The sequence below is a fragment of the Spirosoma areae genome (assembly GCF_054781775.1).
The window spans coordinates 301,763-327,012 of record NZ_BAAGTT010000036.1; the positions used below are offsets into that span (position 1 = coordinate 301,763).

21 protein-coding genes are annotated in these 25,250 nt (G+C 53.8%); 11 read left to right on the top strand and 10 right to left on the bottom strand.

Annotation, left to right across the window (positions count from 1 at the left end):
* The first annotated feature begins 32 nt into the window (after positions 1-32).
* The 4 genes from ACYVI1_RS22240 to ACYVI1_RS22255 all read left to right on the top strand — a co-directional run bounded on the left by ACYVI1_RS22240 (position 33) and on the right by ACYVI1_RS22255 (position 3,951).
* Positions 33-818, top strand: a complete 786-nt coding sequence (locus tag ACYVI1_RS22240; protein ID WP_460913015.1) for an SDR family NAD(P)-dependent oxidoreductase — start codon at positions 33-35, stop codon at positions 816-818.
* A 60-nt stretch (positions 819-878) separates the two neighbouring features.
* On the top strand, positions 879-2,204 hold the full coding sequence (locus tag ACYVI1_RS22245; RefSeq protein WP_460913016.1) for an MFS transporter: 1,326 nt from the start codon (positions 879-881) through the stop codon (positions 2,202-2,204).
* Between the two features lie 169 nt (positions 2,205-2,373).
* Entirely contained in the window at positions 2,374-3,090 is a 717-nt protein-coding gene (locus ACYVI1_RS22250) for an OmpA family protein (RefSeq protein WP_460913017.1), read from the top strand.
* 78 nt (positions 3,091-3,168) lie between these two features.
* Positions 3,169-3,951 carry an oxygenase MpaB family protein gene (locus ACYVI1_RS22255; RefSeq protein ID WP_460913018.1) on the top strand — a complete coding sequence of 261 codons (783 nt, stop codon included), beginning with the start codon at positions 3,169-3,171 and terminating at the stop codon, positions 3,949-3,951.
* Between the two features lie 21 nt (positions 3,952-3,972).
* Here ACYVI1_RS22255 and ACYVI1_RS22260 read toward each other — a convergent pair whose 3' ends face one another.
* On the bottom strand, positions 3,973-4,632 hold the full coding sequence (locus ACYVI1_RS22260; RefSeq protein WP_460913020.1) for a hypothetical protein: 660 nt from the start codon (positions 4,630-4,632) through the stop codon (positions 3,973-3,975).
* A 191-nt stretch (positions 4,633-4,823) separates the two neighbouring features.
* On the opposite strand from ACYVI1_RS22260, the gene ACYVI1_RS22265 reads away from it, so the two are divergent.
* Both ACYVI1_RS22265 and ACYVI1_RS22270 read left to right on the top strand, forming a co-directional pair.
* Positions 4,824-6,218 carry an L-serine ammonia-lyase gene (locus tag ACYVI1_RS22265; protein ID WP_460913021.1) on the top strand — a complete coding sequence of 465 codons (1,395 nt, stop codon included), beginning with the start codon at positions 4,824-4,826 and terminating at the stop codon, positions 6,216-6,218.
* 150 nt (positions 6,219-6,368) lie between these two features.
* Complete coding sequence (locus tag ACYVI1_RS22270; RefSeq protein ID WP_460913022.1) at positions 6,369-7,436, top strand: AI-2E family transporter; 1,068 nt, start codon at positions 6,369-6,371, stop codon at positions 7,434-7,436.
* Between the two features lie 69 nt (positions 7,437-7,505).
* Here ACYVI1_RS22270 and ACYVI1_RS22275 read toward each other — a convergent pair whose 3' ends face one another.
* Positions 7,506-10,031, bottom strand: coding sequence for a PspC domain-containing protein (locus ACYVI1_RS22275; RefSeq protein WP_460913023.1), 2,526 nt, complete (start codon positions 10,029-10,031; stop codon positions 7,506-7,508).
* A 36-nt stretch (positions 10,032-10,067) separates the two neighbouring features.
* Positions 10,068-10,475 (bottom strand): PadR family transcriptional regulator, encoded by a 408-nt coding sequence (locus tag ACYVI1_RS22280; protein ID WP_460913025.1) that lies wholly within the window; start codon positions 10,473-10,475, stop codon positions 10,068-10,070.
* A gap of 177 nt (positions 10,476-10,652) precedes the next feature.
* On the opposite strand from ACYVI1_RS22280, the gene ACYVI1_RS22285 reads away from it, so the two are divergent.
* Both ACYVI1_RS22285 and porU2 read left to right on the top strand, forming a co-directional pair.
* Entirely contained in the window at positions 10,653-10,853 is a 201-nt protein-coding gene (locus ACYVI1_RS22285) for a hypothetical protein (RefSeq protein WP_460913026.1), read from the top strand.
* Positions 10,854-10,862: 9 nt separating this feature from the next.
* A complete protein-coding gene (gene porU2, locus ACYVI1_RS22290; RefSeq protein ID WP_460913067.1) occupies positions 10,863-14,444 on the top strand; it encodes a putative type IX secretion system sortase PorU2 in 3,582 nt (1,193 codons plus the stop codon).
* Between the two features lie 117 nt (positions 14,445-14,561).
* Here porU2 and ACYVI1_RS22295 read toward each other — a convergent pair whose 3' ends face one another.
* Both ACYVI1_RS22295 and ACYVI1_RS22300 read right to left on the bottom strand, forming a co-directional pair.
* Positions 14,562-15,272, bottom strand: a complete 711-nt coding sequence (locus ACYVI1_RS22295; protein WP_460913027.1) for a DUF2461 domain-containing protein — start codon at positions 15,270-15,272, stop codon at positions 14,562-14,564.
* 130 nt (positions 15,273-15,402) lie between these two features.
* Positions 15,403-16,338, bottom strand: coding sequence for an AraC family transcriptional regulator (locus ACYVI1_RS22300; RefSeq protein WP_460913028.1), 936 nt, complete (start codon positions 16,336-16,338; stop codon positions 15,403-15,405).
* Between the two features lie 114 nt (positions 16,339-16,452).
* On the opposite strand from ACYVI1_RS22300, the gene ACYVI1_RS22305 reads away from it, so the two are divergent.
* The 3 genes from ACYVI1_RS22305 to ACYVI1_RS22315 all read left to right on the top strand — a co-directional run bounded on the left by ACYVI1_RS22305 (position 16,453) and on the right by ACYVI1_RS22315 (position 19,096).
* A complete protein-coding gene (locus tag ACYVI1_RS22305) occupies positions 16,453-17,976 on the top strand; it encodes an aldehyde dehydrogenase family protein (protein ID WP_460913029.1) in 1,524 nt (507 codons plus the stop codon).
* Positions 17,977-18,066: 90 nt separating this feature from the next.
* Entirely contained in the window at positions 18,067-18,453 is a 387-nt protein-coding gene (locus ACYVI1_RS22310; protein WP_460913030.1) for a DUF779 domain-containing protein, read from the top strand.
* Positions 18,454-18,661: 208 nt separating this feature from the next.
* Positions 18,662-19,096, top strand: a complete 435-nt coding sequence (locus ACYVI1_RS22315) for a DoxX family protein (RefSeq protein ID WP_460913031.1) — start codon at positions 18,662-18,664, stop codon at positions 19,094-19,096.
* 69 nt (positions 19,097-19,165) lie between these two features.
* Here the strand turns inward: ACYVI1_RS22315 and ACYVI1_RS22320 are convergent, their stop codons facing one another.
* From ACYVI1_RS22320 to ACYVI1_RS22340, 5 genes are all read right to left on the bottom strand, one after another.
* Positions 19,166-20,218, bottom strand: a complete 1,053-nt coding sequence (locus tag ACYVI1_RS22320) for a spore photoproduct lyase family protein (protein ID WP_460913032.1) — start codon at positions 20,216-20,218, stop codon at positions 19,166-19,168.
* Between the two features lie 297 nt (positions 20,219-20,515).
* Positions 20,516-21,796: a sensor histidine kinase gene (locus tag ACYVI1_RS22325; RefSeq protein ID WP_460913068.1), complete on the bottom strand. Its 1,281-nt coding sequence runs from the start codon at positions 21,794-21,796 to the stop codon at positions 20,516-20,518.
* Positions 21,797-21,836: 40 nt separating this feature from the next.
* Positions 21,837-23,258, bottom strand: coding sequence for a sigma-54-dependent transcriptional regulator (locus ACYVI1_RS22330; RefSeq protein ID WP_460913034.1), 1,422 nt, complete (start codon positions 23,256-23,258; stop codon positions 21,837-21,839).
* A gap of 191 nt (positions 23,259-23,449) precedes the next feature.
* Entirely contained in the window at positions 23,450-23,713 is a 264-nt protein-coding gene (locus ACYVI1_RS22335) for a four helix bundle protein (RefSeq protein ID WP_460913035.1), read from the bottom strand.
* A gap of 338 nt (positions 23,714-24,051) precedes the next feature.
* Entirely contained in the window at positions 24,052-25,206 is a 1,155-nt protein-coding gene (locus tag ACYVI1_RS22340) for an ABC transporter permease (protein ID WP_460913036.1), read from the bottom strand.
* Positions 25,207-25,250: the final 44 nt, after the last annotated feature.

Genomic DNA, 25,250 nt, shown 5'->3' on the forward strand with positions numbered 1-25,250 from the left:
AATCTGCGTTCCATGTTCCATCTCTCCTCGAAATGACAAACGAACGACTCCCCGGAATCAACCAATTTAATCTCACGGGCAAAGTGGCCATTATTACCGGTGGCTCCAAAGGACTTGGTCTGGCAATGGCCGCCGGACTGGCATCGGCAGGGGCCTGTGTAATGCTGGTGAACCGAACCGCCGACGAAGGTGCTGAAGCCGCCCGGCAACTCAATCAGGATTTTGGCACACCGGCCATCGGTTTCCCCGCCGACATTACCAATGTCGAACAAACCGAAGCAATGGCCAAAGCCGCCATCGACGCGTTCGGACGAATCGACATTCTGATCAACAGCGCTGGCATCAACATCCGGGGGGCCATCGACGAAGTTTCCCCGGACGATTTCAGTAAAGTGATGGAGGTTAACGTGAAGGGCACCTGGCTTTGCTGTCGGGCCGTGACGCCCTACATGAAACAAGCCGGAAGTGGCAAAATCATCAACTTAGCCAGCACGCTTGGGCTGGTCGGATTAGCGAACCGAACGCCCTACACATCGAGTAAGGGGGCGGTTGTGCAGATGACCCGCGCCCTGGCGCTGGAATTGGCTCCCTTCAATATTAACGTCAACGCCATTTGCCCGGGGCCGTTTCTGACCGATATGAACGTGGCCATCGCCGACACGGAAGAGGGCAAAAAGTTCGTTGTTGGCGCTACGGCCCTGGGCCGCTGGGGGCATCTGCGCGAAATTCAGGGAGCCGCCATTTTTCTGGCCAGTGATGCCGCCACCTACATGGTTGGCTCCATGCTCACCGTCGATGGTGGCTGGACGGCACGGTAGGTTTCAAAAGATTCTATTATTTCTGTTGATTCTTTACGTATCTAAACCACTCTCCCCCTAATGGAACAATCAATCGGCATAAGCAAACCAACCCGTGCCCGATATGGGATGCTGGCCCTTGTTTTTGTCAACGTAGCCATCAACTACTTAGACCGCGCCAACATTTCGGTGGCGGCCACCGCCCTAAGCAAAGACCTAAGCTTATCGACGGTTGAGTTAGGCTATATATTTTCGGCGTTTGGCTGGGCCTATGCGGCTTTGCAGATTCCGGGAGGGCTGATCGCCGACCGCTTCGGGCCACGCGTTTTGTACGCGTTTTGCCTCATTACCTGGTCGCTGGCAACGATTGCCCAGGCGTTTGTCAGAGGATTTGCTTCTCTTTTTGCCTTTCGGTTGGCGACCGGCACGTTTGAAGCGCCTTCCTATCCAATTAACAACCGCGTGGTAACGAGCTGGTTTCCCGACCACGAACGGGCATCGGCCATCGCTATGTATGTTTCGGGTCAGTTTATCGGTCTGGCGTTTCTGACGCCGGTGCTGGCGACGGTTCAGTATTACGCAGGCTGGCAGGGTTTATTCATCAGCACCGGCTTGGTTGGGTTGGTGTGGGGCGTTGTCTGGTATGTGTTTTACCGCGACCCGCTGGAGCATTCGGGGGTCAATCAGGCTGAGTTGGCTTATATTGAAGAAGGGGGCGGTTTATTCAGAAAACGGGAAGCGGCCACGGCGCAAACGTCGGTCTGGAAATGGGCGAATATTAAGCAGGTGTTTTCGAGCCGAACGTTGTGGGGCGTTTATATTGGTCAGTTTGCCGTCAATTCGATGCTTTGGTTTTTTCTGACCTGGTTCCCAACGTATTTAGTCAAATATCGGGGCCTGGATTTCATTAAATCCGGCTACTTAGCCTCTGTCCCCTTTCTGGCGGCCTGTGCGGGTTTGCTCTTGTCGGGGTTTCTATCGGATAAATTAGTGAAGCAGGGCAAGTCGGTCAGCATCGCCCGAAAAACCCCGATTATTGTCGGTATGTTGTTGTCGGTCAGCATCATCGGCGCCAATTACACGGATGATACGGCCCTGATTATTTTCTTCATGGCCCTGGCATTTTTTGGCAACGGCATGGCCCTGATTTCCTGGGTTTTTGTGTCGCTTCTCTCCCCGAAGCATCTGATTGGCCTCACGGGCGGTGTCTTCAATTTCATGGGCAATCTGGCCTCCATTGTGGTGCCTATTGTGATTGGTTATTTAGTGAAGGGAGGAGATTTCAAACCGGCGCTTATTTTCATCGGAACGCTGGGGCTAATCGGTGCCTGTTCCTACATCTTCATCGTTGGTAAAATAGAGCGCGTAGTCCTGCGCGACGGCGCCAAATCCAGAGAACCCGTTTAACGGGAACAGAGAGGAACGCGGATGACATAGCGGCACCGGATTTTCACCGATTTTATCTGCGTTGATCCGGTTGTTCCAGGTCACCCGCGTTTTTCTTCGTTTACACGCTCAGAAATCCGGCCCATTTTTTGCGGTATGGTTCTGCGGACTCATCAATAATCGTTCCGCAATGCGTATCATCCTTGCTTTCCTGCTTGGGCTGCCCCTTTTGGGTATCAGTCAGCCACTGCCCGTGAAAACGCAGAAAACGCTTTTCATGATTAGTGCGGTCGATGATAAAACCTCGGCTGAGCTACCCGCATCGTTCCGTATCGAAGCTAAACAGGCGAAAAAGAAATTTGAGGGCCAGAGTCAGATGGGCAAATCGTTTTCGTTTATTCTCACCCGAACCGATACCTTAACCGTCATTACGAACGCACCCGGCTACTACGAAGCCGAAGAGGTGATGGTTGTTTCGTGCGATACCTGCGCTGATTATGGGTATACCGTTCGATTAGAGAAGGAAGACCCCGCCGATACCGTGTTTCGGAATTTGCAGGTGAATCAGGCCTTCCGGCTCGATAATGTCTATTTCGACCAGAGCAGCTATGTGTTGCGACCCGAATCGTATCCGCAATTGGATAAATTGGTAAAAACACTGGCTACCGTCCCCAAGTTAGTGATCGAAATTGCGGGGCATACCGATAACGTAGGCAACCGCCAACTCAATCAGGCCCTGTCGGAAAACCGCGCCCGAATCATCACCAACTACTTAGTCCGCAATGGTATTCCCGAAAAACGCCTGCGCCACAACGGGTACGGCAGCAAACGACCGGCGGCTCCCAATGATTCAGAAGAAAATAAACGAAAGAATCGACGGGTAGAATTCGTTGTCTTAGCGATGTAAGTCGTCAGTCGTTAGGCACTAATGTGTTGCCCCGCCGGGACTGGCGCGTAACTGACGACGAATGACTATCGACAACCCATGCTTTTTTTTGTAAAACCCGGCTCCATCGTTCGCCAGATTTGGGGCGATGCTGATGTTATTTTATTGGTTTTTGCCGGTTCGTCGGCAGAGTTCGCGCTGAACCGGGCTGTAGACTGGCTTTTTTTTACGGGCAAACTCCCCGCCGACCCGATTGCCCGCTTATTTTCGACCGTTCGGTACGCGCAGGAAATCGTCTTTCTGCCCGACGATAAGGCCCGGCAGACCATCGCCCGCATGGGTTCCATCCACGTAGGCGTCGAGCAAAAGCGAGGCTATCAGATCCCGGACTGGGCCTACCGCGACGTGCTCTATATGCTCATCGACTACTCCGAACGGGCCTACGAAACCCTGTACCGGCCCCTCACCAACCCCGAACGCGACGAGCTGTTCAGCACGTTTCGGGAAGTAGGCGCGGGCATGCACGTTTCCGATTTACCCGACACCTATGCCGATTGGCGCCTGGATCGGCAAACTCACCTTAACCGGGATTTAGTTCGCAGCTCGTTTACCGATAAATTATTCCAGCGCTATCGGGAGCAATTGGGCAACTGGCGCTATGGGCTGCTCCGGCAGGCGCAGGCGGTTCTGGTGCCCAAACAGGTGAGCCGGTTGCTGGCCTTACCCCAAAAGCCGTTGCTGTCATATTCCATTGGTCTCTATAAAGTGCTCAATGCGATTGGCCTGCGGTCGATGCTGCAACGGATTTTGCTCCCAACCGAGTACCTGGGGCAGATTCGGAGTCTGGATAATCGGGAGGTTCCCTCACCGACGGGTCGGTGAGGGAACGCTGCGGAGAGACTGTTAATTCAGCTTAAACGTAACCGTACCGTTTGTCAGCACGATGGTGTCGGTTTGGCTCTGCTTTTTATACCCGTTGCCTTCAGGGTCAATCGACGAATCGTAGCCGGTGGTTTTGGTAATGGCCTTATCTTCCATTTTGTTAATCAGGCGACCCATGCCGCCAAAAACGGTGGCGGTGGCTTTTTCTTTCCAGTACGAACCGGCTAATGAACCGCTGAAGGATGCTTCCAGAAAGCCATTTGCACCCGTGGTGACGGTAATCGTTTCGCTGTTGTTCTGCGATTTTCCGACGTGGTATTCCATGCGGGGTTCGCGGGTTTCGAGTACGTATTTGATAACTGCAATGCCTTTGTACTGGCCCGATGTCATCACTTTCTCCTTGTTTTCCCGCGTATCGGGCTTGTCGGCATCCACCACTAAATACGTGCCGGGTTCAACAAGGTCGCTTTTATCATAACTGCCCAGCCAAATCCGCAGCGACTGGTCGGGCTTGTTGCTGTTGGCAGTTATCCACCAGTAGTTACCAATCCGGATGCGACGGGGCTGCGTCTTGTATTCCTTACCGTCAATCTGAACGGATAATGTGTTCTCATTGGCGATTTGTCCGAACGCCGTTGTGGCAACCAGCAGAGCGAGAGAAAAAGAGGAGAAAAGTTTCATGACAGTATTGGTTAATTGACTGGATAGCAGTTGGTTTATATTATCTGTGAAGCACAATCAAATGTCGTGTAACTGACTTGAAATACAAGACACCAGCCCCTCAATCACCAAAAAAGAGCCGTGAAGTGACACGAACAGCCGATCAACCGGACACATTAGCCCCTAAGCCAAATTCGTTTTACATTCGTACCATGACGACGCCCATCACCACCTCTGTTTTTGACCTGTTTAAAGTTGGGCCGGGGCCATCGAGTTCGCACACGATTGGTCCGATGAAGGCGGCATTCGATTTCCGGCAACGATTGGCCGATCTCCCTGCCCAACATCGGCAGCGGGCCGATACCCTTGCCATTCACCTCTACGGGTCGCTCAGTGCCACCGGCAAAGGGCACGGCACCGACCGCGCCATTGTGGCTGGGCTGATGGGCTGGCAACCCGAAACCACCAACCCCGACGCGCTGTTGAAACTGCTGCGCGACCCTACCATTTTGTATCCCGTTTCGTTTGGCGACCAGGCTATCGGCGTTGGGCCACAACATATTCATTTCGAGCGCAAACGGTACATTTCGCCCTACGCTAACACAATGGTACTCAACTTAATGGCGGGTGAGCAGACGTTAGCCGAAGAAGAATACTACTCCATTGGGGGCGGGTTCATTATCCGCAAAGGCGAGCCGGAAGCAGGTGCCAATGCCCGGATGGTGCCTTATCCCTATGGGACGATGGCCGAATTGAAAGCCCAGCTTACCAGTCATAAACTGACCTTAGATGCGTTGCTGATGGCCAACGAAATGGCGCTGACCGACCGCACCCGCGCCGAGGTAAACGCCCGGCTCGATCAGATTCTGGGCTTCATGCACAAGGCCGTTCGGCGGGGGCTACGGCACAAAGGGGTCCTGCCCGGTTCGATCCGACTGAGCCGAAAAGCCCCGATTCTGTTTCAGCAGGCAAAAGGCATGAGGCATCCGGGGGCGGCCCTCCGCTCGGATAGCTTTCTGATTTTTCTAAATGCCTATTGTTTAGCCGCTTCCGAAGAAAACGCAGCCGGGGGCATCGTCGTGACAGCCCCCACGTCGGGGGCGTCGGGCGTAATTCCGGGGCTGACGTATTTAGCCAAACACCATTTTCACTATGACAAGGCCACGCTGCGGTCGGGGATGCTGGCGGCAGCCATGATTGGTTTTTTAGTGAAGCACAATGCCAGTATTTCGGGGGCCGAAATGGGCTGCATGGGCGAAATCGGCACGGCGTCGGCCATGGGCGCGGCTTTCCTGACACGCTGTGCCCAGCCCAACGGCGACATTGGCGCTATTGAAGCAGCCGCCGAAATCGGCATCGAACACCACCTCGGCATGACCTGCGACCCCATTGGCGGCTATGTTCAGATTCCGTGCATCGAACGCAACGCCATGGGAGCCGTGAAAGCCTACAACGCGTTTTTGCTGGCAACATCGGGAGCGGCTTCGTTTCAGAAGATTTCGCTCGATTCGGTCATCAAAGTAATGAAAGCTACTGGCCGGGATATGTCCACGAAATACAAAGAAACCTCCGAAGCGGGCCTGGCCCTGAGCGCCACGGAATGTTAGGCGGTTTTTGTTTCAGGTTTCACATTCCAGGTTGGCTGGCGCAAGAGGTAGTGATGCGCCAGCCAACCTGGAATGTGAAACCTGAAACAATTCAGCCGCTTTACTACTTTTTTACCATACCACCGCCATCGACCCCGGTGATTCAGTTTTATGACCAATATCTATACGCCCCAGCAACAACGGATTCTGCTCATTGCGAGTCTGCTCATCATTGCGGGCTTCATTATTTTCGGGCTTCGTGGCTACGTGTCGGCGTTTTTGGGCGCAGGTATTCTGTACGTCGTCCTCGGCCCCTGGTTTACGGCGCTGGCCATCAAGCGAAACTGGAGCCGCCCGCTCGTGGCTACGCTGCTGATTATTTTTTCGTTAGTGGTTATCATCCTGCCGTTTCTGACGCTGAGCCTGCTGCTTATCGACCGGATTCAATACTACAGTCAGCATACAGGGGATATTCTGAATTTAGTTAAGAAAGCCGAGGAGTTGACCGGCTACCAGATTACCAGTCAGAAAAATATTCAGACTGTTCTCCAGCAGGGCGGCTCTTATGCCAGTCGGCTGCTGCCTTCTCTGGCCGGTGGCGCATTAGACTTTATCGTTATCTTAGGTCTGATGTTTTTCACGATGTATTACATGTTTGTGCAGGAGAAGGACTTTCAAAAAGGACTTCAGAAATACCTGCCCTTCAAGCGAGACACCCAAAAAGAACTCGGCGAATCGCTTAAAAACAACGTGAATGCCAACGTGTTGGGTCAATTATTAGTTTGTTTGGTGCAGGGTGTTCTGACGGGGGCAACACTCTGGATTTTCGGCGTACCCGACGCGCCGTTCTGGGGGGTTGTCGCCTTTTTTATGGCTTTTATTCCGGTGCTGGGTACGCCGTTGGTATGGGCACCCGCCGGGCTGATTCAGCTCTCGCAGGGGAATACGGGGCAGGGCATCGGTATTTTAGTGGTGGGCGTGGTCGTCATTATCAACATCGACAATTTGCTCCGGATCATGCTGGCCAAACGCATGGGCGACATTCATCCGCTCGTTACGCTGGCGGGCATTGTGCTTGGGGTGCCCATTTTTGGTATTCTGGGTTTAGTCGTCGGGCCGCTTCTCCTCTCCTATTTCATCGTGCTGATTCACGTATTTGAGCGGGAAAACAAAAAACAGGAAAAAGAGGCCGCTGCTGCTGAAGAGAAAGTAGAGGAAGCGGCCGAGAAGAGTAAATAGTTGACTGGTTGATTAGTTGATTAGTTGACTGGCTGGGTGTGTGCGCCAGCCAGTCAACTAATCAACCAATCACTGCCGCGTTACCTTGCTGGCGCCTGAGGTTTCGGAATCGAGCGTGCCAACCTGCCCCATATTTGCATGGCTGGCTCCGCTGGCATCCACCGAGGCTTTGCCAACATTCATGCCCGTTGCTTCGAGTTTACAAGCACCCGTCAGGTCGGCTTCCAATTGATTGGCGTGCCCACGCAGCACAACGTTCGACGCACCCGTGAGCGAAACATTCAGGTCGTTCACGTCGCCATCAAAGACCGTCCGGCACGCGCCACTCATGTCAATCGTCAGGGCATTGTACTTACCGAAACCCATCAGGCTGGCCTTCGAGGCTCCCGATAGTTTGAGTTCGCTGATGGCGGGAACGGTAATGGTCAGGCCGACGCGCTTCCGGTTATTCCAGTCAAACAGTCCACCCCGGCGGTCTATTTTCACTTCGAGCGTGCTGCCGTTTACCCGAACGTCCATATCGCTCATGTCCTCCTCACGTCCGTCGGCAACCACTTTGTAGCTATCGCCCTTGCGGAACCGAACCACAAACGCCCCCGACACGTCTACCTTCTCGAAGGCACTGCTATTAAACTGGCGTGTGTGGTCGCCGATGCGGTCGAAGTCGTCGCCGAGTTCGCTGGCTACCGCGCTCTGCACGTCGTCGGTGAGGTCGGTCACGTCATTGTCTTCGTCGTTGTAACTCCGGTCTTTTTCGCGTGGGAAGTTGATGCAAACCAGGCCATCCATTTTCGTGAATTTCCAGACACTGGCGGCCATCCGGTCCAACTCTTTGGCGCCAAACTCATTGCGAATGAACCGGGCAAACTCTTTCGTCATGCGGAATGGTTTCTCGTAAGGAACCATCAGGTCCATGTCTAAATCCTGTGCCCGAAACCGGGATTTGGGCAGTAGCTCAAGCGTTTCATCGAAACGTACCGTCGAGTCCTTAATCGTGTAGGCATACTTTATCTGACGGGCATTGCCCTGCGCTTCGGCCCGGTTGCGCCCCTGTGCCCGGAAGTACTGCACTAAGCTCAGCGTCGTGCCGTCATAGCCTTTTACGTCGATAGAAGGGCGCCAGTTATCGTCATTCTCCACGTCGTTCATGGCGAAGGTCGGAATAGCGGCCGGCACGTTCAGGATTTTTGTTGCCTCAACAGTGCCCCGGCGTTGAAAACTGGCCATGAGTGGTGCGGCCGTCCCGGCAAAAACAACTAAGCTCACCAACCAGACACCGGCTACCGTAAGAGCCGTGCGGCTGCTCAGCACCGAACGGGTCGTGATGAGCATGACGCCCAGAATAGCTAAGCCAAAGGCGGGAATGAAGGCGACCAGAAAACTGGACAGCACCATGGGGAGCGTAATGTCGTTGCGAATAAATTCGACCGGAAAATCATTACTCATAAACGACCCGCCCGACCCAACAACGATGGCAGACCACAGGAACGCCAGGCAGGCCATCATTAAGGCAAAGGCTATGACCAGCAGGAGCACCCCGGCAAATACCCGGATAAGCGACACCACACCCGTCAATAACGGCCCCAGGGCGCTGCCCAGCCCGCCAATGATGGTGGCAATGGCCCGGAACGGAAACAGCAGAATGCGCGTCAGTGTGCTTTCGTTGTTCGGCGTTTCGTTGATGTTCAGATTCTGCTTGATACTCTGCTCAATGTTGGAGAGCGTGATGGGTTGCCCCTGCATCTCCATCTTTTCGGTGAGCGTATTGGCCTGGGGCGCAATGATCCACAGAACGAGGTAAAGCAGGAAACCAACGCCGAAGAGCACAATACCGAGCACGAACAACAGGCGGATAATACCCGTATCGACCCCAAAATAAGCGGCTATCCCCGACGCCACGCCACCCAGTACTTTATCTTCGGGGTTGCGGAAAAACTTTTTTACCGTTTTGTCGTCTTCAATCGTCATCACCCCTGGCAGGGCAATCCACATGGCAATGTAGATAACGAACGTAAAGCCCGATACGCTGGCGCCAAAGCCTTCGCCGAACGGCGGCAAGGCCAGAAACAGGACCAGAAAAATCAGCCGAACCCACACCACATCCATGTTGAAATAGTGAGCCAGTCCGGCGCACACGCCCCCCAGGGTTTTCCGGCGCAGGTCGCGCACTAACCGGCGGGGTTGTAGCAAGGCGCCTGGAGCAGGGGGCATGGGATTATGAGCGGTGCTCTGAGCGCCCGCGCTCCGTGCTCCCGGCCCCGCGCCTGAAGCACCCGCACCCGTTGCCGAATGCCGGCCACCACTGGTTACTAACACCTCTTCTTCCTCAACGGCTTCAAAGTCGGCAACGGTACCCATAGCGGCTGTCAGCTCGTTCACGTCGTCGAGTGAAACCACTTGCTTATCAGCCGCTTTTAGCTTGGCAAGCAGTTTCTCGGCAATCCGATTTTCGATGTCGGTTACAATCTCCTGACTGTCTTCGTAGGTCGAAAAGTACTGCTGTACCGTTGTCAGGTAATTTCTCAGTTTGTCGTAGCCATCCTCTTCAATGTGGAAGATGACGCCACTGATATTGATGCTTATTGTCTTTTTCATTGCGGTCCGACGTTGCGGTTTTGTAAAGAGAATAGGTTAAGCGGTGGCTGGGGGGAGAGTTGGGTCCGATGAAAACACGATGGGCGTTGTCCCGTTGGCCGGTTTCTGGTGTTTACCCGTCCGCCCGATAATGGCATTCACCGATTCGGCCAATTCCTGCCAGGTTTCGTTGAGCGACTCTAAGGAGTTGATGCCAAGCTCTGTCAGGATGTAGTATTTGCGTGGGGGGCCGGATGTGGATTCAACCCATTTATAATCGAGCAGACCGGCATTTTTCAATCGGGTGAGCAGCGGGTACAAGGTCCCTTCTACCACCATGATTCGGGCGGAGGTCAGCTCGTCGAGCATATCGGAGGCATACACTTCGCCCCGCGATATGATGTGCAAAATGCAGAATTCCAGAATGCCCTTCCGCATTTGCACCTGAGCGTTTTCGATATTCATTGGTGTATATGATTTCGTTAATTTCTTATGTCAAAGGTACAATAAGGTACTATGCGATGCAAGGTACTTTGTCATTTTCTATCAATATTCTGGTACTAATGGTAAAAAAAGGAGATGAGTGGTTGTGAGACTATAGCCGATGAGGTGCGTCCTAAGGCTATTCTTCATTATTCGCCTATGCCTCAATGGACTACCACTCGCCAAGTAGCCTGTAGCCTACTATTTTTCAATGCGTTGTCGCTCAACGCACAATCGATTCGCAACGACCCCGACCCGACGCGCTGGATCAACTATTCACAGACCTATTACAAAATTCCTGTTGCTCAGGCCGGGCCAATCCAGGCCAGCCTTTACCGCGTTACCACGGTCGAATTATAAAAGGCCGGTCTGCCCATCAACCAGATCGACCCGACAACCCTTCAACTGTTTCACCGGGGGGTGGAGCAGGCGATTTTTGTGGAAGGTGAAGCCGACCGGCGTTTCGATACGGGTGATTTTCTTGAATTCTACGGACGCGGCAACGATGGCGCTCCGGATTCGCTGCTCTACGCTGAGGACCGTGATGCCGTACACCGACCGCCCCTCCATACGGCACAACCCCACCCTTACTATAGCCTCTTCAACGACACCACCGCGTATTTTCTGACCTGGCAACCCGACGGCAAACCCGGCAAACGCATGGCTGCTTATACCGACACGGCCTCTGCGGGCCTAACCCCCGAACCGTACCACTGGGCCGACGAACTGCGGTTGTTTACCGACGACTACCCCGGCTGGCCCCACGGCTTGACGAACAAAGTCGAAGTCAGCCAGTACGAATCGGGCGAGGGCTACACGGGCGTTATCCAGCCAAAAGACAAACCCTACAGCAACGCATTTTACCTGACCAATCCTTTCCGAAATGGCCCGGCTCCGCAACTCGACCTGTTGCTGGTTGGGCGCGGGTTCACAAACCACCGGGTCGAGTGCTTTGCCGGACCGACGCCAGCTAACAGCCGCTTGATAGACACCCTCCGGTTTGCGCCGTTCGACAATGCCCGTAGCCAGCAAACGCTGACCTGGAACGACATCTCCCCCAATGAGCAACTCGCTGTTTCAACTGTTTCGCGGGGAGAATCGACCAGCACCGATGCCTATTCGGTATCGTACATACGGCTCCGGTATCCGCAGAAATTCTCCCTGCATGGCGAGGCTAAGCAACACATGCGACTCGCACCGAATCCTGCCGGGCGTTCGTTGCTAAACCTAACGGGTGTAGTACCCGGCACCCGTTTTTGGGACATTTCAGACCCAGCCGCGCCCATTCAACTGGGTGCGGCTACAACTTCGCCGGGCGAGATTCATCTGGTTGTTCGTGCAACCAGTACAGCCCGGACAATTCTGGCTGCCAGTGAACCCAAAACGGTTGCCGGTATTCGACCCGTAACATTCACGAATTGGGAAACCCGTAAGCCGACCTATCTGATTGTCAGCCACGAAGCCCTGATGCAGCCGATCAGCCAGTCGGCAGGCACCACCAATGCCGTTCGGGACTATGCCGCTTATCGGGCTTCGGCAGCCGGTGGCGGGCACGATACCCTGACCGTGACCATGCAGCAACTCATCGACCAGTATAGCTACGGCGAACGGCACCCGCTGGCAATCCGGCGGTTTGCCAGGCAGATGCTTCGGCAAAGTGGGAACGCCTTGCAGTACCTGCTGCTGCTTGGCCGCAGTCGCAGCACGCCCGGCATTCGGCGAAACCCGCAGCAGGCCACACTCGACATGGTGATGACCGCCGGTTTCCCCGGTTCTGACGTCGTTTTTACAGAGGGCCTTAACGAGGACGAGCCGAACATACCGGCCATTCCAACGGGCCGCATCAACGCCGGAACGCCACAGGAAGTACTGGATTACCTGAACAAAGTGACCGAGTATGAACGCCAGTCCGACGCAGCCTGGCGCAAAAACCTGCTGCACCTGAGCGGGGGCCAGGCACCCGGCGAACTGGTCCTGTTTCGCCAGCTTGTCGATGCCTATGGCCAACAGGCTGCGGCTCACTCGCTGGGAGCACGGGTAACCACGATTTCGAAAGCAACGGATAAGTCAACCGAACAAATCAATGTGGCAAAGCCGGTCAACGAGGGCGTGGGGCTGATGACGTTCTTTGGCCACTCGGGCTTAGACATCACCGACATCGACATTGGGTTTTGCTCGAACGATGCCCTCGGCTACCGAAACGAAGCCCGCTACCCAGTGTTGCTCGTGAATGGGTGCGCCATTGGGAATTTCTTCTTCGGCCGCCCAACATTAGCCACCGATTGGGTGCTCACGCCCAACCGGGGCGCCATTGCCGCCATTGCCCACAGCCATTCGGGGTATGCCGATTTGCTGCATCAGTACAGTTCGGCGGTTTATACCCTCCTGACCGACAGCACGCAGCTCCACAAATCCATCGGGCAGCTTCAGCAGGAAACCATTCGGCGGGTGCTGGCGCAAACCTCCGACGGGCGGACTGCAGCCAACTGCCAGCAGATGGTTTTGCAGGGCGACCCGGCCATTCGGCTATTTCCCTTCCAAACGCCCGACTACGTGCTGACCGCCGGTGGCCTGACTATCCAAAGCACTGATCAACAGCCGTTAACGACCAGTAGCGATTCAGTACAGATTCGGGCTATTGTCCAGAATGTAGGGCAATACTGGCGCGGGCCGTTGCCGGTTCGGGTGCGTCGGTTCATAAACGGACTCGAGTTGGGTAGCGTTAACCTGACGCTGCCCCATTCCGTTGCCTATCGCGACACCCTGACGCTCACCCTCCCCAACGAACAGGGAGCCAATGGTCAGCATCAGTTTGCGGTAACGATCAATCCGGTTGGCACTCCGGCAACGATGACGGAAACGAATCATACCAATAACCAGGCCATCGCCGAGGTGCTGATTGGTTCGTTTGTGTACGCCCCCGATAGTGCATCGGCGGCTTTGCCCGAAGGCCAGATACGCCTGGCGAAGGCCCTGCCAACGGATATTCGGCAGGGCGACGTTGTTGCCATTCCGGTTGAGTTCACGAATCTGAGCCGACAGCCGTTTAGAGATTCATTAGTCGTTCAGCAAACGATCTATTCGGGTGGCCTATCGAATCCACAAACGAGTCAGTGGCGGGTGAAAGCCCTTCTTCGTCACGATACTTTACGAGTTACGACCCGAATTGCTACGAAAGAACTGCCGGGCATCAACCGGCTAATCCTGACCATCAACCCACGCCTTCAGCCCGAATATTCATTTCTGAACAACACCCTCGACCTCCTCCTGCCGGTGCAGCCTGACCAGTTCGGGCCGCTGCTCGAAGTGGCATTCGACGGTGCAAGAATTACGGAAGGATCGGTTGTATCAGCGCAACCGCTGCTCGATGTACTGGTAGCCGATGAGAACCGCTCCCTCATCCGGCGCGACACGACCGGGCTGGACTTGAACCTGCAGCGACCCGGCCCAAACGCTCCATTTGAGCGGCTTAGCTGGCGCAGTGCGACGAGTCAACTCACCCAAATGGACAATGTGTTTCGGCTTCGGTATCCATTACCCAGGTTAACTGAGGGAATGTATCGTTTATTGGTGACGGCCCGCGATGCCGTTGGTAATTCGGCCGTGCCGTATCAGGTAGGCTTTCGGGTGGTCCAGGAGAAACAACTCGCCAGCCTGACGGTTTATCCAAATCCCTTCCGCGACCAGACTCTTTTTTCATTTTCTCTAGCGGGCAACCGGGCACCCGATACCGCAACCATTACGATCACCAACCTGAACGGTCAGGTAGTACGCCATCTGAACAAGGCCGCGCGGATAGGCCTAAACGACTGGGTATGGGATAGCCTTTCCAGCACCGGCGAACCGCTCCCGGCGGGCGTTTATCTCTATAAACTCACGGTTGCCGACAATGTAGACTGGCCTGTGGCGGCAGGGGTGCAGCAAAGCGGCAGGGTTCTGCTGACCCGGTAATCAACAGCCGTTCAGCGCAGATAAGCAAAGCTAAACCCTATTATCTTGTTTGGACCCACGGTTTATTAAAAGAAAAAGACCCGTCAATTAAGGCGGTTTTTTTTTAATGCTAAAGGTCTACAGCGTCACCGGCTCCTCTTTCTCATCGTAAAAAAGGTAATTCAGCAGGTCGCAATAAGGTTTGATGATTCGGCAGCCGCGCACAAGTTCATCGGCAAAGGTGGGTTTCAGGACTTCTTTGTCGGTGTAGCGGTGCATGAAAAACAACTCTTTCCGGCGGAGTAAGTCGATTTCGGGATGGTCGACGGGGTAGCCCTTAGGCATACTTTTCAGCACCTCGCCCGATGCTTCGGGGAAATAGGCCCTAAATTCGTCGGCCTCGATGATGTTCTTCAGTTCTTCGACATTGTAATCGACTTCCTGCCGAAACTTGGCAAGATTAGCGGGGGTTGGCTGCCACATGCCCGCGCCCAGAAACGACTGATTGCCGGGCTGAATATGAACGTAATAATCAATTCGACCTGAGTGCCGCCCACCGGGGCCGACGGCAAACGCCAGATTGGATTTATAGGGCGCTTTGTCTTTCGAGAACCGAATGTCGCGGTTGATGCGAAAGATACAGTCTTTCACCGCCGTGTTGGCCAGCGGTTCAAACGGGCTAAGACCCGCTAAAACGCGCTCGACTACGCCACAGAGTTCGGCTTTGGCGGCATCGTAGCGGGGCCGGTTGGCGTGAAACCACTCGCGGTTATTGTTTTGAACGAGGTCGCTCAGAAAATCGAGCGTGGAGACCGTAAAGGCCGATTTCTGAGGAGATTTTGTTGCCATAACGTAGCCAAAGTTAGGCAATTTCCGGTTCAAAATAGAACGCAGATTTTTATGATTACTATGATTTTATCCGCGTAGGTCATAGTAATCATAAAAATCTGCGTTCTATTTTGAACCACCATAAATCTTTTCAATTCACCCCAAAAAGTTGCCGCTTGAATTGCCGGGGGCAGATGTGCTCTACCGACCGAAACGCATTGCTGAAATGCGTCAGGCTGTTGAACCCCGATTCGTAGCAGGCATCGGTAATACTTTTCGCCGGGTTGCTCAGGATAGCTTTGGCCCGGCGGATGCGCTCGGCGAGAATGAACTGCGCGGGCGAGATGCCCAGTTCGCTTTTGAAGAGTCGGAAAAAGTGCGATTTCGACAGGCAGGCTTTGTCGCACAACTCCTCAACGGATAGCGTTCGGGTCAGATTTTCGCGGATGTAGGCCACCACATACGCCAGCCGGTTGGTGTTTACGTGCTGACTCGTCTGGGTAAACAAGCTCCTTCGTACCTGGGTTTGCGAGAGCCGGACAATGAGTTCGCGAAGGGTGTTTTTAATAAAGAACGGCTTAAACGGGTTATTCTCCCGAAACAGCCGGATGAGCCGGTCGATGAGCGAACTGATTTCGGGGTCGTTCTGGAGCAGGTAGTTATCCGTATCCAAAAGCCACTGATCGGTGGTTTCGGCGCGGGGCACCTGCTCGTTAAGTTCAGCCACTGTTTCGCGAATGAATTCGTCGGAGATCGTCAGGGCCAGACAGCGGGTTGGGGCCTGCGTTGTGGCATCGGGAAAATCAATTTGCATGAGTCGGTCCGAGGGTAACAGCAACGACTCGCCAGGCTGGTAATTAAACGGGTCCGTCTGATTGAGGTGCATCACTTTCCGCCCCGTCAGCATACTCGTCAGCACCGGCGCATTGAACCGTAACTGAATTCTGCTGGCCTGCTGAAAGGTTTCATAGAGGTGCAGTTCGGCAGCATCGTGGTTGAGGGTCAATTTGTTCTCCACCAGCGTATCTAAGCGGGCGCCCCACGCACTAACGGCTTCGACGGCAGCAGCTTTCACTAATTTGCCCATAATAACAGGATGAGAGGATTGAGTAAGTATTTGAGACTCTACCGCAACTATACTTGTACAATTACGGCAAAATTTGTGAAAAAACGTATCAACTTACGCAAAACCCTCTCACTCATGCAAACAGCCGAAGCCCCGAGTACCATTTTGACTCGGCCCATGTTCAAAACTCAATACGAAAACTACATTGGCGGTAAATGGGTGGCGCCGGTCGATGGCGAGTATTTTGCCAACCACTCGCCCATGGACGATAGCCTGATTGCCAGGGTGCCCCGCTCCAAAGCCGCCGACATCGACCTGGCCTTGGATGCCGCCCACAAAGCGTTTCCGGCCTGGTCGCGCACGTCGGCAACGGAACGGAGCAATATGCTGCTGAAAATTGCCGATGTTATCGAACAGAATCTGGAATTCCTGGCCCGCGTTGAAACGGTCGAAAATGGCAAGGCTGTTCGCGAAACGATGGCTGCCGACCTACCCCTCGTGGTCGACCATTTCCGCTACTTTGCCGGGGTGATCCGGGCCGAAGAAGGCAGTATGGCCGAGTTAGACGCCGATACCGTGTCGCTGATTGTGAAAGAACCCATCGGCGTGGTGGGCCAGATTATCCCCTGGAATTTTCCGCTGCTGATGGCAACCTGGAAACTGGCCCCTGCCTTAGCCGCTGGCTGCTGCATCGTGCTGAAACCCGCCGAACAAACGCCCACCTCGATTCTGGTGCTGATGGAGTTACTCGAAGGACTGATTCCGCCGGGTGTGCTCAACGTCGTCAACGGGTTTGGGCCGGAAGCGGGCAAACCCCTGGCGCAGTCGAAGCGGGTGGCGAAAGTGGCCTTTACGGGCGAAACCACCACCGGACGGCTCATTCTGCAATACGCATCGGAAAACATTATTCCCGTAACGATGGAGTTGGGTGGCAAATCGCCAAACGTGTTCATGGAATCCATTGCCGATGCCGACGACGAATTCTTCGATAAATGCGTGGAAGGCGCGGTGATGTTTGCGCTGAATCAGGGCGAAATCTGCACCTGTCCCTCGCGGATGCTGATTCACGAAAAAGCCTACGATCGCTTCATCGAGCGGGTAATCGAGCGCACGAAGGCCATCAAAGTCGGCCATCCCCTCGACCCCGAAACGATGATGGGCGCCCAGGCCAGCAACGACCAGTACGAAAAAATCCTGTCATACATCGACATTGGCAAGAAAGAAGGCGCCGAAATACTCACCGGTGGCAATGCCGCCAAACTCAACAGCGGCCTGGAAAATGGCTACTACATTGAGCCGACCATTTTTAAAGGCCATAACAAAATGCGGATTTTTCAGGAAGAAATCTTCGGGCCAGTGGTATCGGTAGCGACATTTAAAAATGCCGAAGAAGCCGTGGCGATGGCCAACGATACACTCTACGGCCTGGGTGCGGGCGTATGGACGCGCGATGCCCACGAACTCTACCAGGTTCCACGTCAGATTCAGGCGGGCCGGGTGTGGGTTAACTGCTACCACAACTACCCGGCTCATGCGCCATTTGGCGGGTATAAGAAATCGGGTTTTGGCCGCGAGAATCACCACATGATGCTCAACCATTATCGCGCCACCAAAAACATCCTGATTTCGTACAGCAAAAGTAAACTTGGGTTCTTTTAATCAATTTTGAATGATAGAGTGATTGAATGATTGAATAGCCTCCAGGTGACTCATTATTCAATCACTTAGTCATTCTATCATTCAATCATTATGACCCGTATCGACATTACGCCGGCGGCTGCCGATGTATTGAACAAACTCAGGGCGCAGCATGGGCCGCTGATGTTTCACCAGAGTGGCGGCTGCTGCGATGGCTCCTCCCCTATGTGCTATGCCGTTGGCGATTTCATCATCGGCGCGTCGGATGTGTGGCTGGGCCAGATCGACGGCTGCGACTTCTGGATGTCGGGCGATCAGTTCGAGTACTGGCAGCACACGCACCTCACCATTGACGTGACGCCCGGACGCGGAGCCAGTTTCTCGCTCGAAATTCCGATGGGCGTCCGGTTTCTGATTCGGTCACGTTTGTTTGAACCCGACGAAATGGCGAGCCTGACGCCGGTGCATGTGGGGCCGCTGGACGAAGTCAGCAGGTAGTCGTTCGTCATTGGTCGATAGTGGTTAATAGCAGACTGTTCCGGCGGCCCGGTGCAACAGCGGACCGGGCGAAAGCAACTCCAGCGTCTGCTACTGACGACGAATGACGAACACCTATCGACTTCAACTACTTACCACTGATAATCAGCTTGCTTTGTATAGTTCAGACGTGTATATTCGGTTAGTTTTCACTAAACCGCTTACAGGTATGAATATGTTACATCGCATTGAACATTGGGGGGATACGCATCACCCCGCCTGGACCGATGCCCTGCGGATTACGCTGGGAATTATTTTGGTATTGAAAGGCATCAGTTTCATTAGTGACACCGCCTACCTGAAGCAACTAATGGGTGGGATGCATTTTCAGCTCACGCCCGTCATTATGGTGCATTATGTAGCCTTTGCCCACCTGATGGGCGGCTTCCTGATTGCGCTGGGCTGCCTCACCCGACTCATGTGCATTATTCAGTTACCCATTCTGATTGCCGCCGTTTTCTTCGTGAACATCCGCCAGGGTTTCTCGCCGTTAAACTCCGAACTGTGGTTATCGCTCCTTGCTCTTAGCTTGCTTCTGCTCTTTCTGGTGATTGGATCCGGTCGGTTTTCAATGGACGAATATGTTAAACAACACGCCCGCTGATGGGCGGGGAGTGGGGAGCACGGGGCAGGGAGTCCTTACACTGCACACCCTGCCCCGTGCTCCCCGCTCTTAAAAAATATACCGAATCTGACACCAGGGAATCTCCTCCTGCAGCATCCGCTCAAATATGGCAATCATTTTCCGCTTCAACTGGTGATTGTAGCGGATGTTCCAGCCACCATACTGGCTGACCTTACTTTCCTGCAACTCCGGCACCCACAGCAGTTCTTCGGCTTTAGGATTGATGGCCAGATTTGCCTGGTGCTGCCACTGATTGTGGGTCAGGAAAATTACCTCGCATTTGAGTTGTGCCCGAACGTCGGGCCGCAGAGCTGCATCGAGTTGGCGGAATAAGTCGCGGTAGTCGTTCCGCCAGGCTTTCCGGTCGCCATCAGGGCCACTGTACACAATGACGGGCGAAAAATTGACGTGAACCTCATAACCCGCATCGTAGAAGTCGTTGATGGCGGCAATGCGTTTCTCAATGCTATCGGTGCGGACATCGACTAATTTGCTGACATGACCCGGCATCAGGCTGAACCGGATGCGTACTTTGCGCTGCGGGTCAAAATCCAGCATAGCCCGGTTCACGAATTTGGTGGCAAACGTAGCTTTGGCGCGGGGGTGATCCCGGTAAAACCGAAACACTTGCTCAATTCCATCGGTCAATTCATAATCCACCGAAATGTCGGAGTTGCAGCCAATATCATACGTCCAGTAGCGGGGGTCTGTCTGGTTGGCGGGCTTGGGCCAGGCTAATGAGCAAACATGCGTATCAATGCTGGACAGGTTCTCTTCGACGTTGGTGAAGAGTGTGATCGGGTTCACGTTTTTGTGGCGATCAACGTAGCAATAGGTGCAGCCACCAAAACAACCGTTGGCTAAGCTCGGTGCAATGTAATCCGAACTTCGGCCGCTCCATTTAATGTCCTGCGTTTTGAGTTTACCCAGCACCAGCACGTCGGACTTAACCTTAAAATGACTCATGCCCAACTCTGGCAGGCGGTTATGCTGCTTGACTTCGAGCGTCTCGGCACTGGGGAACTGAGCCATCACGGCTTCGCCCCGGTCGTTGAGTGCATCGGCCGTATAGAGGATAATCGACGGATTGAATTCAGGCATCAGTGGCGTTGAGTAGTCGTATCTATTTAACGTCAGATGCAGCAATAATGTTCACCAATAACCAAAGCTAAACGGCTGTTTATCAATCCACTAAAGACTTTTTCTATTTTTTTCCTGAAGTAACCTGACGTGAGTTCGGGATCAGCCCGGCAGCATCGAATTTTTCCATAACTATCGTGTACACCCTATTTAGGTCAGCACTATGAACGGCCTCGCCGGTAACAAACGCCGTGCCAGGATCATCAGTTTATACGGCTTCATCCGCCCAATCCAAGCGGTCCTTCGGTGCGATTCCTGTCAATTGAACTCAATGCGAAATTCCGTCCAGCCGTCGCTGTTGGTTTTGAGCGAAAACGGGAACTGGTGGTTGAGCAGAATCTCACGGGTAAACGTCAGGCCAATGCCCTGCCCGTCGGGTTTGGTGCTGTAGAAGGGGTTGAACAGGTTGGCAGCAACCTCGTTGGGAATGGGCTGGCCGTTGTCGCGGATGAGCAGATGATGGGCGTGACTGATAAGGTCGACCCGCTGACCCGGCTGGCAGGCTTCGAGGGCATTCTTCACGATGTTCACCAGCACCTGCTCCATCTGTTCAACATCGACCAACTGTACATTGGCCTCATTCGTTACCATAGTCAGCAGAATGCCCTTCGCGTCGGCCTGCGGCTGCATGAGCCAGGCCACGTTTCGGACAATATCGCTCATGTCGGCCGATCTCTTTTGGGGCTGCGGCAAACGCACAATATCGGCAAACCGACGCATGAAGTGATTCAGCCGGTTGTTGCGTTCGATGGCCACCCGAACGGCGTGCTGCACATCCGGCTCACTGACATAGGCTTGCGTGACATCAAGGATTGAATTGACCGCGCCAATAGAGTTGTTTACTTCATGTGCCATCATCCTGATTACCTTGCTGTAGGCTTTCTTTTCGCTGGCCAGAATCTCCGGTGTCAGTTCTTCAATCATCAAAAAAGATCGCCGGAATCCCCGGTCCATGAAGTTGGCCCGCAGCACTTTATACGTTTCGATACCGTTGGGTTTCATCACCCGCGACTCGCCATCGGCCAGATCGGCAACCTGGGCCAGCAGCGAATACCCTACGTCAGCCAGTTGCTTACCCACCACCTCGTCGGGCTGCACCGACAGCAGGGAACTGGCTCTGGGATTGATGGAGGCAATAAGCCCGTCGAAATCAAAAATCAGGATGGCAATGGGAGCCGCTTCAATGAGTTTATTCAGAAAAAACTGCTGCTCGACCTGCCGGGTACGCTCCTGCCGAAGCTGGTCGATCATGAGGTTATACACGGTAATCAATTCATCGACTTCCTGGTTGCCTGTCGGTACAAACTTTACCGTAAAATCTTTATCCCGAATGGCTTCGATCCCCGACGCAATAAACTCCGACGGCTGCTGAAATTGCCTGTAAATGCTGATAGCGACGTAAATAGAGAGTAAAAGCCCAGCCTCGCTGGCAATAAACCACAGCTTATCCTGTCGTAATACTAAAAACAGCAACCCCGTAATGGCTACGTGAATAGCGACGATGTAGAGCAAATAGCGGGTGCGAAAACTAAGGTTCATAGGCAGGGAGCGCGGGGCGGGGAGCACGGGGGCAGGGAGTTTACCCATTAGGGACTGTGTTCCCTGCTCCCTGCTCCTCGCCCCCTGCTTCATACGGAATGCCAAATTTCTCCAATCGGCGGTAGAGGGCAAAACGGGTGATACCCAGCGCCCGCGCCACCTTCGCCACGCGGTTTTGATGAAACACCATTGCCCGCTGAATCATCTGAAACTCCATTTCTTCGAGGGTCATGGCACCAACGTCGGGCAGGGACTGGGAAGCAGGAGATACAGAACGGGCCACAGAGAGGTTAGCGGTAAGGTTGCGCTCAAAATCGGCTGGCTGTAGCTCGTCGCCCGCCGACAGCAGGACCGTTCGTTCGACTACGTTTTTCAGTTGCCGGATATTACCCGGCAACGCCAGGTTTTTCAGCCACTTCTGCGCCGATGGGCTCACGCTAAGGTCAGGGCGGTTGTAGATGATTTTCAGGTTGTTGACAAAATAGCTGACCAGCAGTGGAATATCGCCGGGTCGTTCGCGCAGGGCGGGTAGCCGAACGGTAATGAGATTAATCCGGTAAAATAAATCCTCGCGAAACTGACCCTTGCTGACCATCTCTTCCAGATTTCGATTAGTCGCGCAAATAACCCGCACATCCACCGTTCGGGATTTGCTGCTACCCAGTGGCTCAAACGTCCGGTCCTGCAATACCCGCAGCAACTTAACCTGACTGACGGGGTCGAGGTCACCGATTTCATCTAAGAAAATAGAGCCTTTGTGGGCCAGTTCAAAGCGGCCCGTTCGGTCGGTTTTGGCGTCGGTGAAGGCCCCGCGCACATGCCCGAAGAGTTCGCTCTCGAACAAGGTGGACGAAATGCCGCCCAGATTCACCTTCACGAACGGCTGGCGGTGGCGTCGGCTATTCTGATGAATGGCTTCGGCAATAAGCTCTTTGCCCGTACCGCTTTCGCCCGTAATCAGCACCGGCGCATCGGTTGGCGCAACGCGTCCGATGGTGGTCAGGATGGCCAGCAGATTGGGATCTTCGCCCACGATATTATCGAACCGAAACTGCCGGTCGAGTTTCTGGCGGTTGGGCGATGAGGCCACGGGTTGTGCCAGATTCAGCGCCGTCCGAACCGACTGCACGAGGTGGTCATTTTGCCAGGGTTTGGTGATAAAATCCTTTGCCCCCGCCCGCATACCTTCCACGGCGAGGTCGATGCTCCCCCAGCCCGTGATCAGAATAACCGGCACGTTTGGCAATCGCTCCCGAAGTCGGCGTAACAACCGCAGGCCATCATCGCCGGAGGTATCAACCGAGAAATTCATGTCCAGCAGCACAAGCTCCGGCGATTCCTGTTCGAGTATCTCGAAGGTATCAAACGGCCCATCGGCAACGCGCACAGTGAAGCCTTCTTTCCGGAACAGCAGCGAAAGTGAGGTTTGAATGGCGATATCGTCGTCGATGATGAGGAGCATGGAGCATGGAGCAGGGGGCGGGGGGCAAGGAGCAGGGAGCAGGGAGTACTCGCACCGTCTCCATGCTCCATGCCCCCCGCTCCCCGCTACGAAGGAAGGAGTGCTTTCTGGAAGTTATTAATTTTTCGACTTAGATGCTCAAGTTTGTCAAATAAGCTTTGCTTCATTTCTTCCGTAATATGTTGACGACGCTAAATAACAACTAGAATATTGGCACATTCATAGCATGAACGTTGAGCGTAATTTAAAAATTGATAAAATTCTTTTGACGAGACGGATCCTGACCCTTCACAAATGTTATTCGATATACTCATCGTTGCCCCTCTCAATTGCTCAGCAAAACGATATAACCGTTTTACTTCCAGACCATCGGCAATGTCCAACAAGTCATCTCCTAACTCAATAGCAAATTGCCAGATTTCTAAATCTTCAAATCGAAATTGCTTCTTTTTCATACAAAGTGATGTTACGCCCAATTGCTACCAAAGCTGACGCCCCTACGGGGCTGAACCCGATGGGGTACGCATGCTACAACTACCAAACCAGACGCCCCTACGGGGCTGAACCAGCACCATTCCGCAGCCCCGTAGGGGCGTTAGGTTTAGTAGCCTGTCGTACCCCATCGGGTTCAGCCCCGTAGGGGCGTCAGCTTTGGTAGCAATAGACCGGGCGTAACATCAGATACAAAGTATACCATAGACTATATTTAGGCGACAATATACGAATTTGGCACGGAGCAGGGTGCATGGAGTCCCCGCACCTTGCTCCGTACACCCTGCTCCCTGCCCTTCGCTCACTCCTCATGCAATGCCGTAGCCGGTTGAATCATAGCTGCCTGACGGCTTGGGAATAACGCGCAAAGGGTGACGATGGCGTAAATAATCAGCACTGAAAGAATGATCGCCGTTACGTAAACACCCGATTGCACATCAAATACGTTCAACAGCGGAAACTGAGCCGCAAAGAGCAACCCAATCAATAGCGCGAAGGTGGCCAGTACCCATATTTCGCCGATGAACTGAGTTGAAATCCCGCTTCCGGTGGCACCCAGCGCCCGGCGCAGGCCGATTTCGCCCCGGCGTTTGGCGATGCTCAGGTTCAGCACGCCAAATAAACCGAGCGCGACGTTGATTAGCAAAAAGCCGCAGACAATCAGGGCAATAATGACCGGCACCAGCGTAAGGTTATGCTGATTTTTGCGCGAATCAGTCAATTGGTCGACGTCCACACTCCATCCAGTCACCATTGACGTGATGTCCTTCACTAATTTGGCCTCAAAAACCGCATCGGTTCCGGGTTTCACCCTGATAATCATCCGCCTGTTCCATTTGTCGCTGGCGTCTATCAGCTCAAACAGGGCCGCCCGGTTTCCCATAAACTCGCCCTTGGCCTTGAAATTATCGACCAAACCGACTACCTTGAATTTATCGCCAATAATTTTTCCCAGTGGGTTTTCATCCCCAAACAAGGCTTCTCTCGCCTTCCGATTGATGACGGCGGGCGTATATTTACCAACACTATCGGCAGGTAGGTACCATCTTCCGGCGATCAGGGGCAGGTCGAGAGTTTTGGCAAAATCCGCATCGGTTACGTAAAAATCCGCGAGTACCTTCGCTTTTTTATACTCTATCACGTTGTTCATCGAATTGGCGGAGAACGGCGAGTTATTACTCATCCGCGATACGGACTCTACTTCCGGGTAGGCTTTCAATCGCCCTAAAATCCGGTTGGTTTTTTCGGCGAGTTCGGTGGTGTCCTGGTTGTTATTCAGGTCGACCGCCCAGCTATTTTTATAGGTAAATCCTAAAGGTTCCCGGTAATTCCTGACATTGATCACAAGGAGCGATGTTAGCCCGAAGAGCACCATAAACGAAGCCCAGATTTCCACCAGCAGCAGTGCGTGGGCTTTCTTTTTGTTCCAGATGAGTTTAAACAGATGACGTAGCATGACTAAAGAGTTTATTAGCGTGGAGCGAGGAGCAAGGAGCCGGG

Coding starts and splice junctions, on each gene's coding strand:
- ACYVI1_RS22285 (WP_460913026.1), top strand. CDS start 10,653: ATGCCTCAATGGACTACCACTCGCCAAGTAGCCTGTAGCCTACTATTT.
- ACYVI1_RS22275 (WP_460913023.1), bottom strand. CDS start 10,031: ATGAAAAAGACAATAAGCATCAATATCAGTGGCGTCATCTTCCACATT.
- ACYVI1_RS22335 (WP_460913035.1), bottom strand. CDS start 23,713: ATGAAAAAGAAGCAATTTCGATTTGAAGATTTAGAAATCTGGCAATTT.
- ACYVI1_RS22250 (WP_460913017.1), top strand. CDS start 2,374: ATGCGTATCATCCTTGCTTTCCTGCTTGGGCTGCCCCTTTTGGGTATC.
- ACYVI1_RS22310 (WP_460913030.1), top strand. CDS start 18,067: ATGACCCGTATCGACATTACGCCGGCGGCTGCCGATGTATTGAACAAA.
- ACYVI1_RS22325 (WP_460913068.1), bottom strand. CDS start 21,796: ATGAACCTTAGTTTTCGCACCCGCTATTTGCTCTACATCGTCGCTATT.
- ACYVI1_RS22330 (WP_460913034.1), bottom strand. CDS start 23,258: ATGCTCCTCATCATCGACGACGATATCGCCATTCAAACCTCACTTTCG.
- ACYVI1_RS22295 (WP_460913027.1), bottom strand. CDS start 15,272: ATGGCAACAAAATCTCCTCAGAAATCGGCCTTTACGGTCTCCACGCTC.
- ACYVI1_RS22320 (WP_460913032.1), bottom strand. CDS start 20,218: ATGCCTGAATTCAATCCGTCGATTATCCTCTATACGGCCGATGCACTC.
- ACYVI1_RS22315 (WP_460913031.1), top strand. CDS start 18,662: ATGAATATGTTACATCGCATTGAACATTGGGGGGATACGCATCACCCC.
- ACYVI1_RS22340 (WP_460913036.1), bottom strand. CDS start 25,206: ATGCTACGTCATCTGTTTAAACTCATCTGGAACAAAAAGAAAGCCCAC.
- ACYVI1_RS22270 (WP_460913022.1), top strand. CDS start 6,369: ATGACCAATATCTATACGCCCCAGCAACAACGGATTCTGCTCATTGCG.
- ACYVI1_RS22260 (WP_460913020.1), bottom strand. CDS start 4,632: ATGAAACTTTTCTCCTCTTTTTCTCTCGCTCTGCTGGTTGCCACAACG.
- ACYVI1_RS22240 (WP_460913015.1), top strand. CDS start 33: ATGACAAACGAACGACTCCCCGGAATCAACCAATTTAATCTCACGGGC.
- ACYVI1_RS22245 (WP_460913016.1), top strand. CDS start 879: ATGGAACAATCAATCGGCATAAGCAAACCAACCCGTGCCCGATATGGG.
- ACYVI1_RS22265 (WP_460913021.1), top strand. CDS start 4,824: ATGACGACGCCCATCACCACCTCTGTTTTTGACCTGTTTAAAGTTGGG.
- ACYVI1_RS22280 (WP_460913025.1), bottom strand. CDS start 10,475: ATGAATATCGAAAACGCTCAGGTGCAAATGCGGAAGGGCATTCTGGAA.
- ACYVI1_RS22255 (WP_460913018.1), top strand. CDS start 3,169: ATGCTTTTTTTTGTAAAACCCGGCTCCATCGTTCGCCAGATTTGGGGC.
- ACYVI1_RS22305 (WP_460913029.1), top strand. CDS start 16,453: ATGCAAACAGCCGAAGCCCCGAGTACCATTTTGACTCGGCCCATGTTC.
- ACYVI1_RS22300 (WP_460913028.1), bottom strand. CDS start 16,338: ATGGGCAAATTAGTGAAAGCTGCTGCCGTCGAAGCCGTTAGTGCGTGG.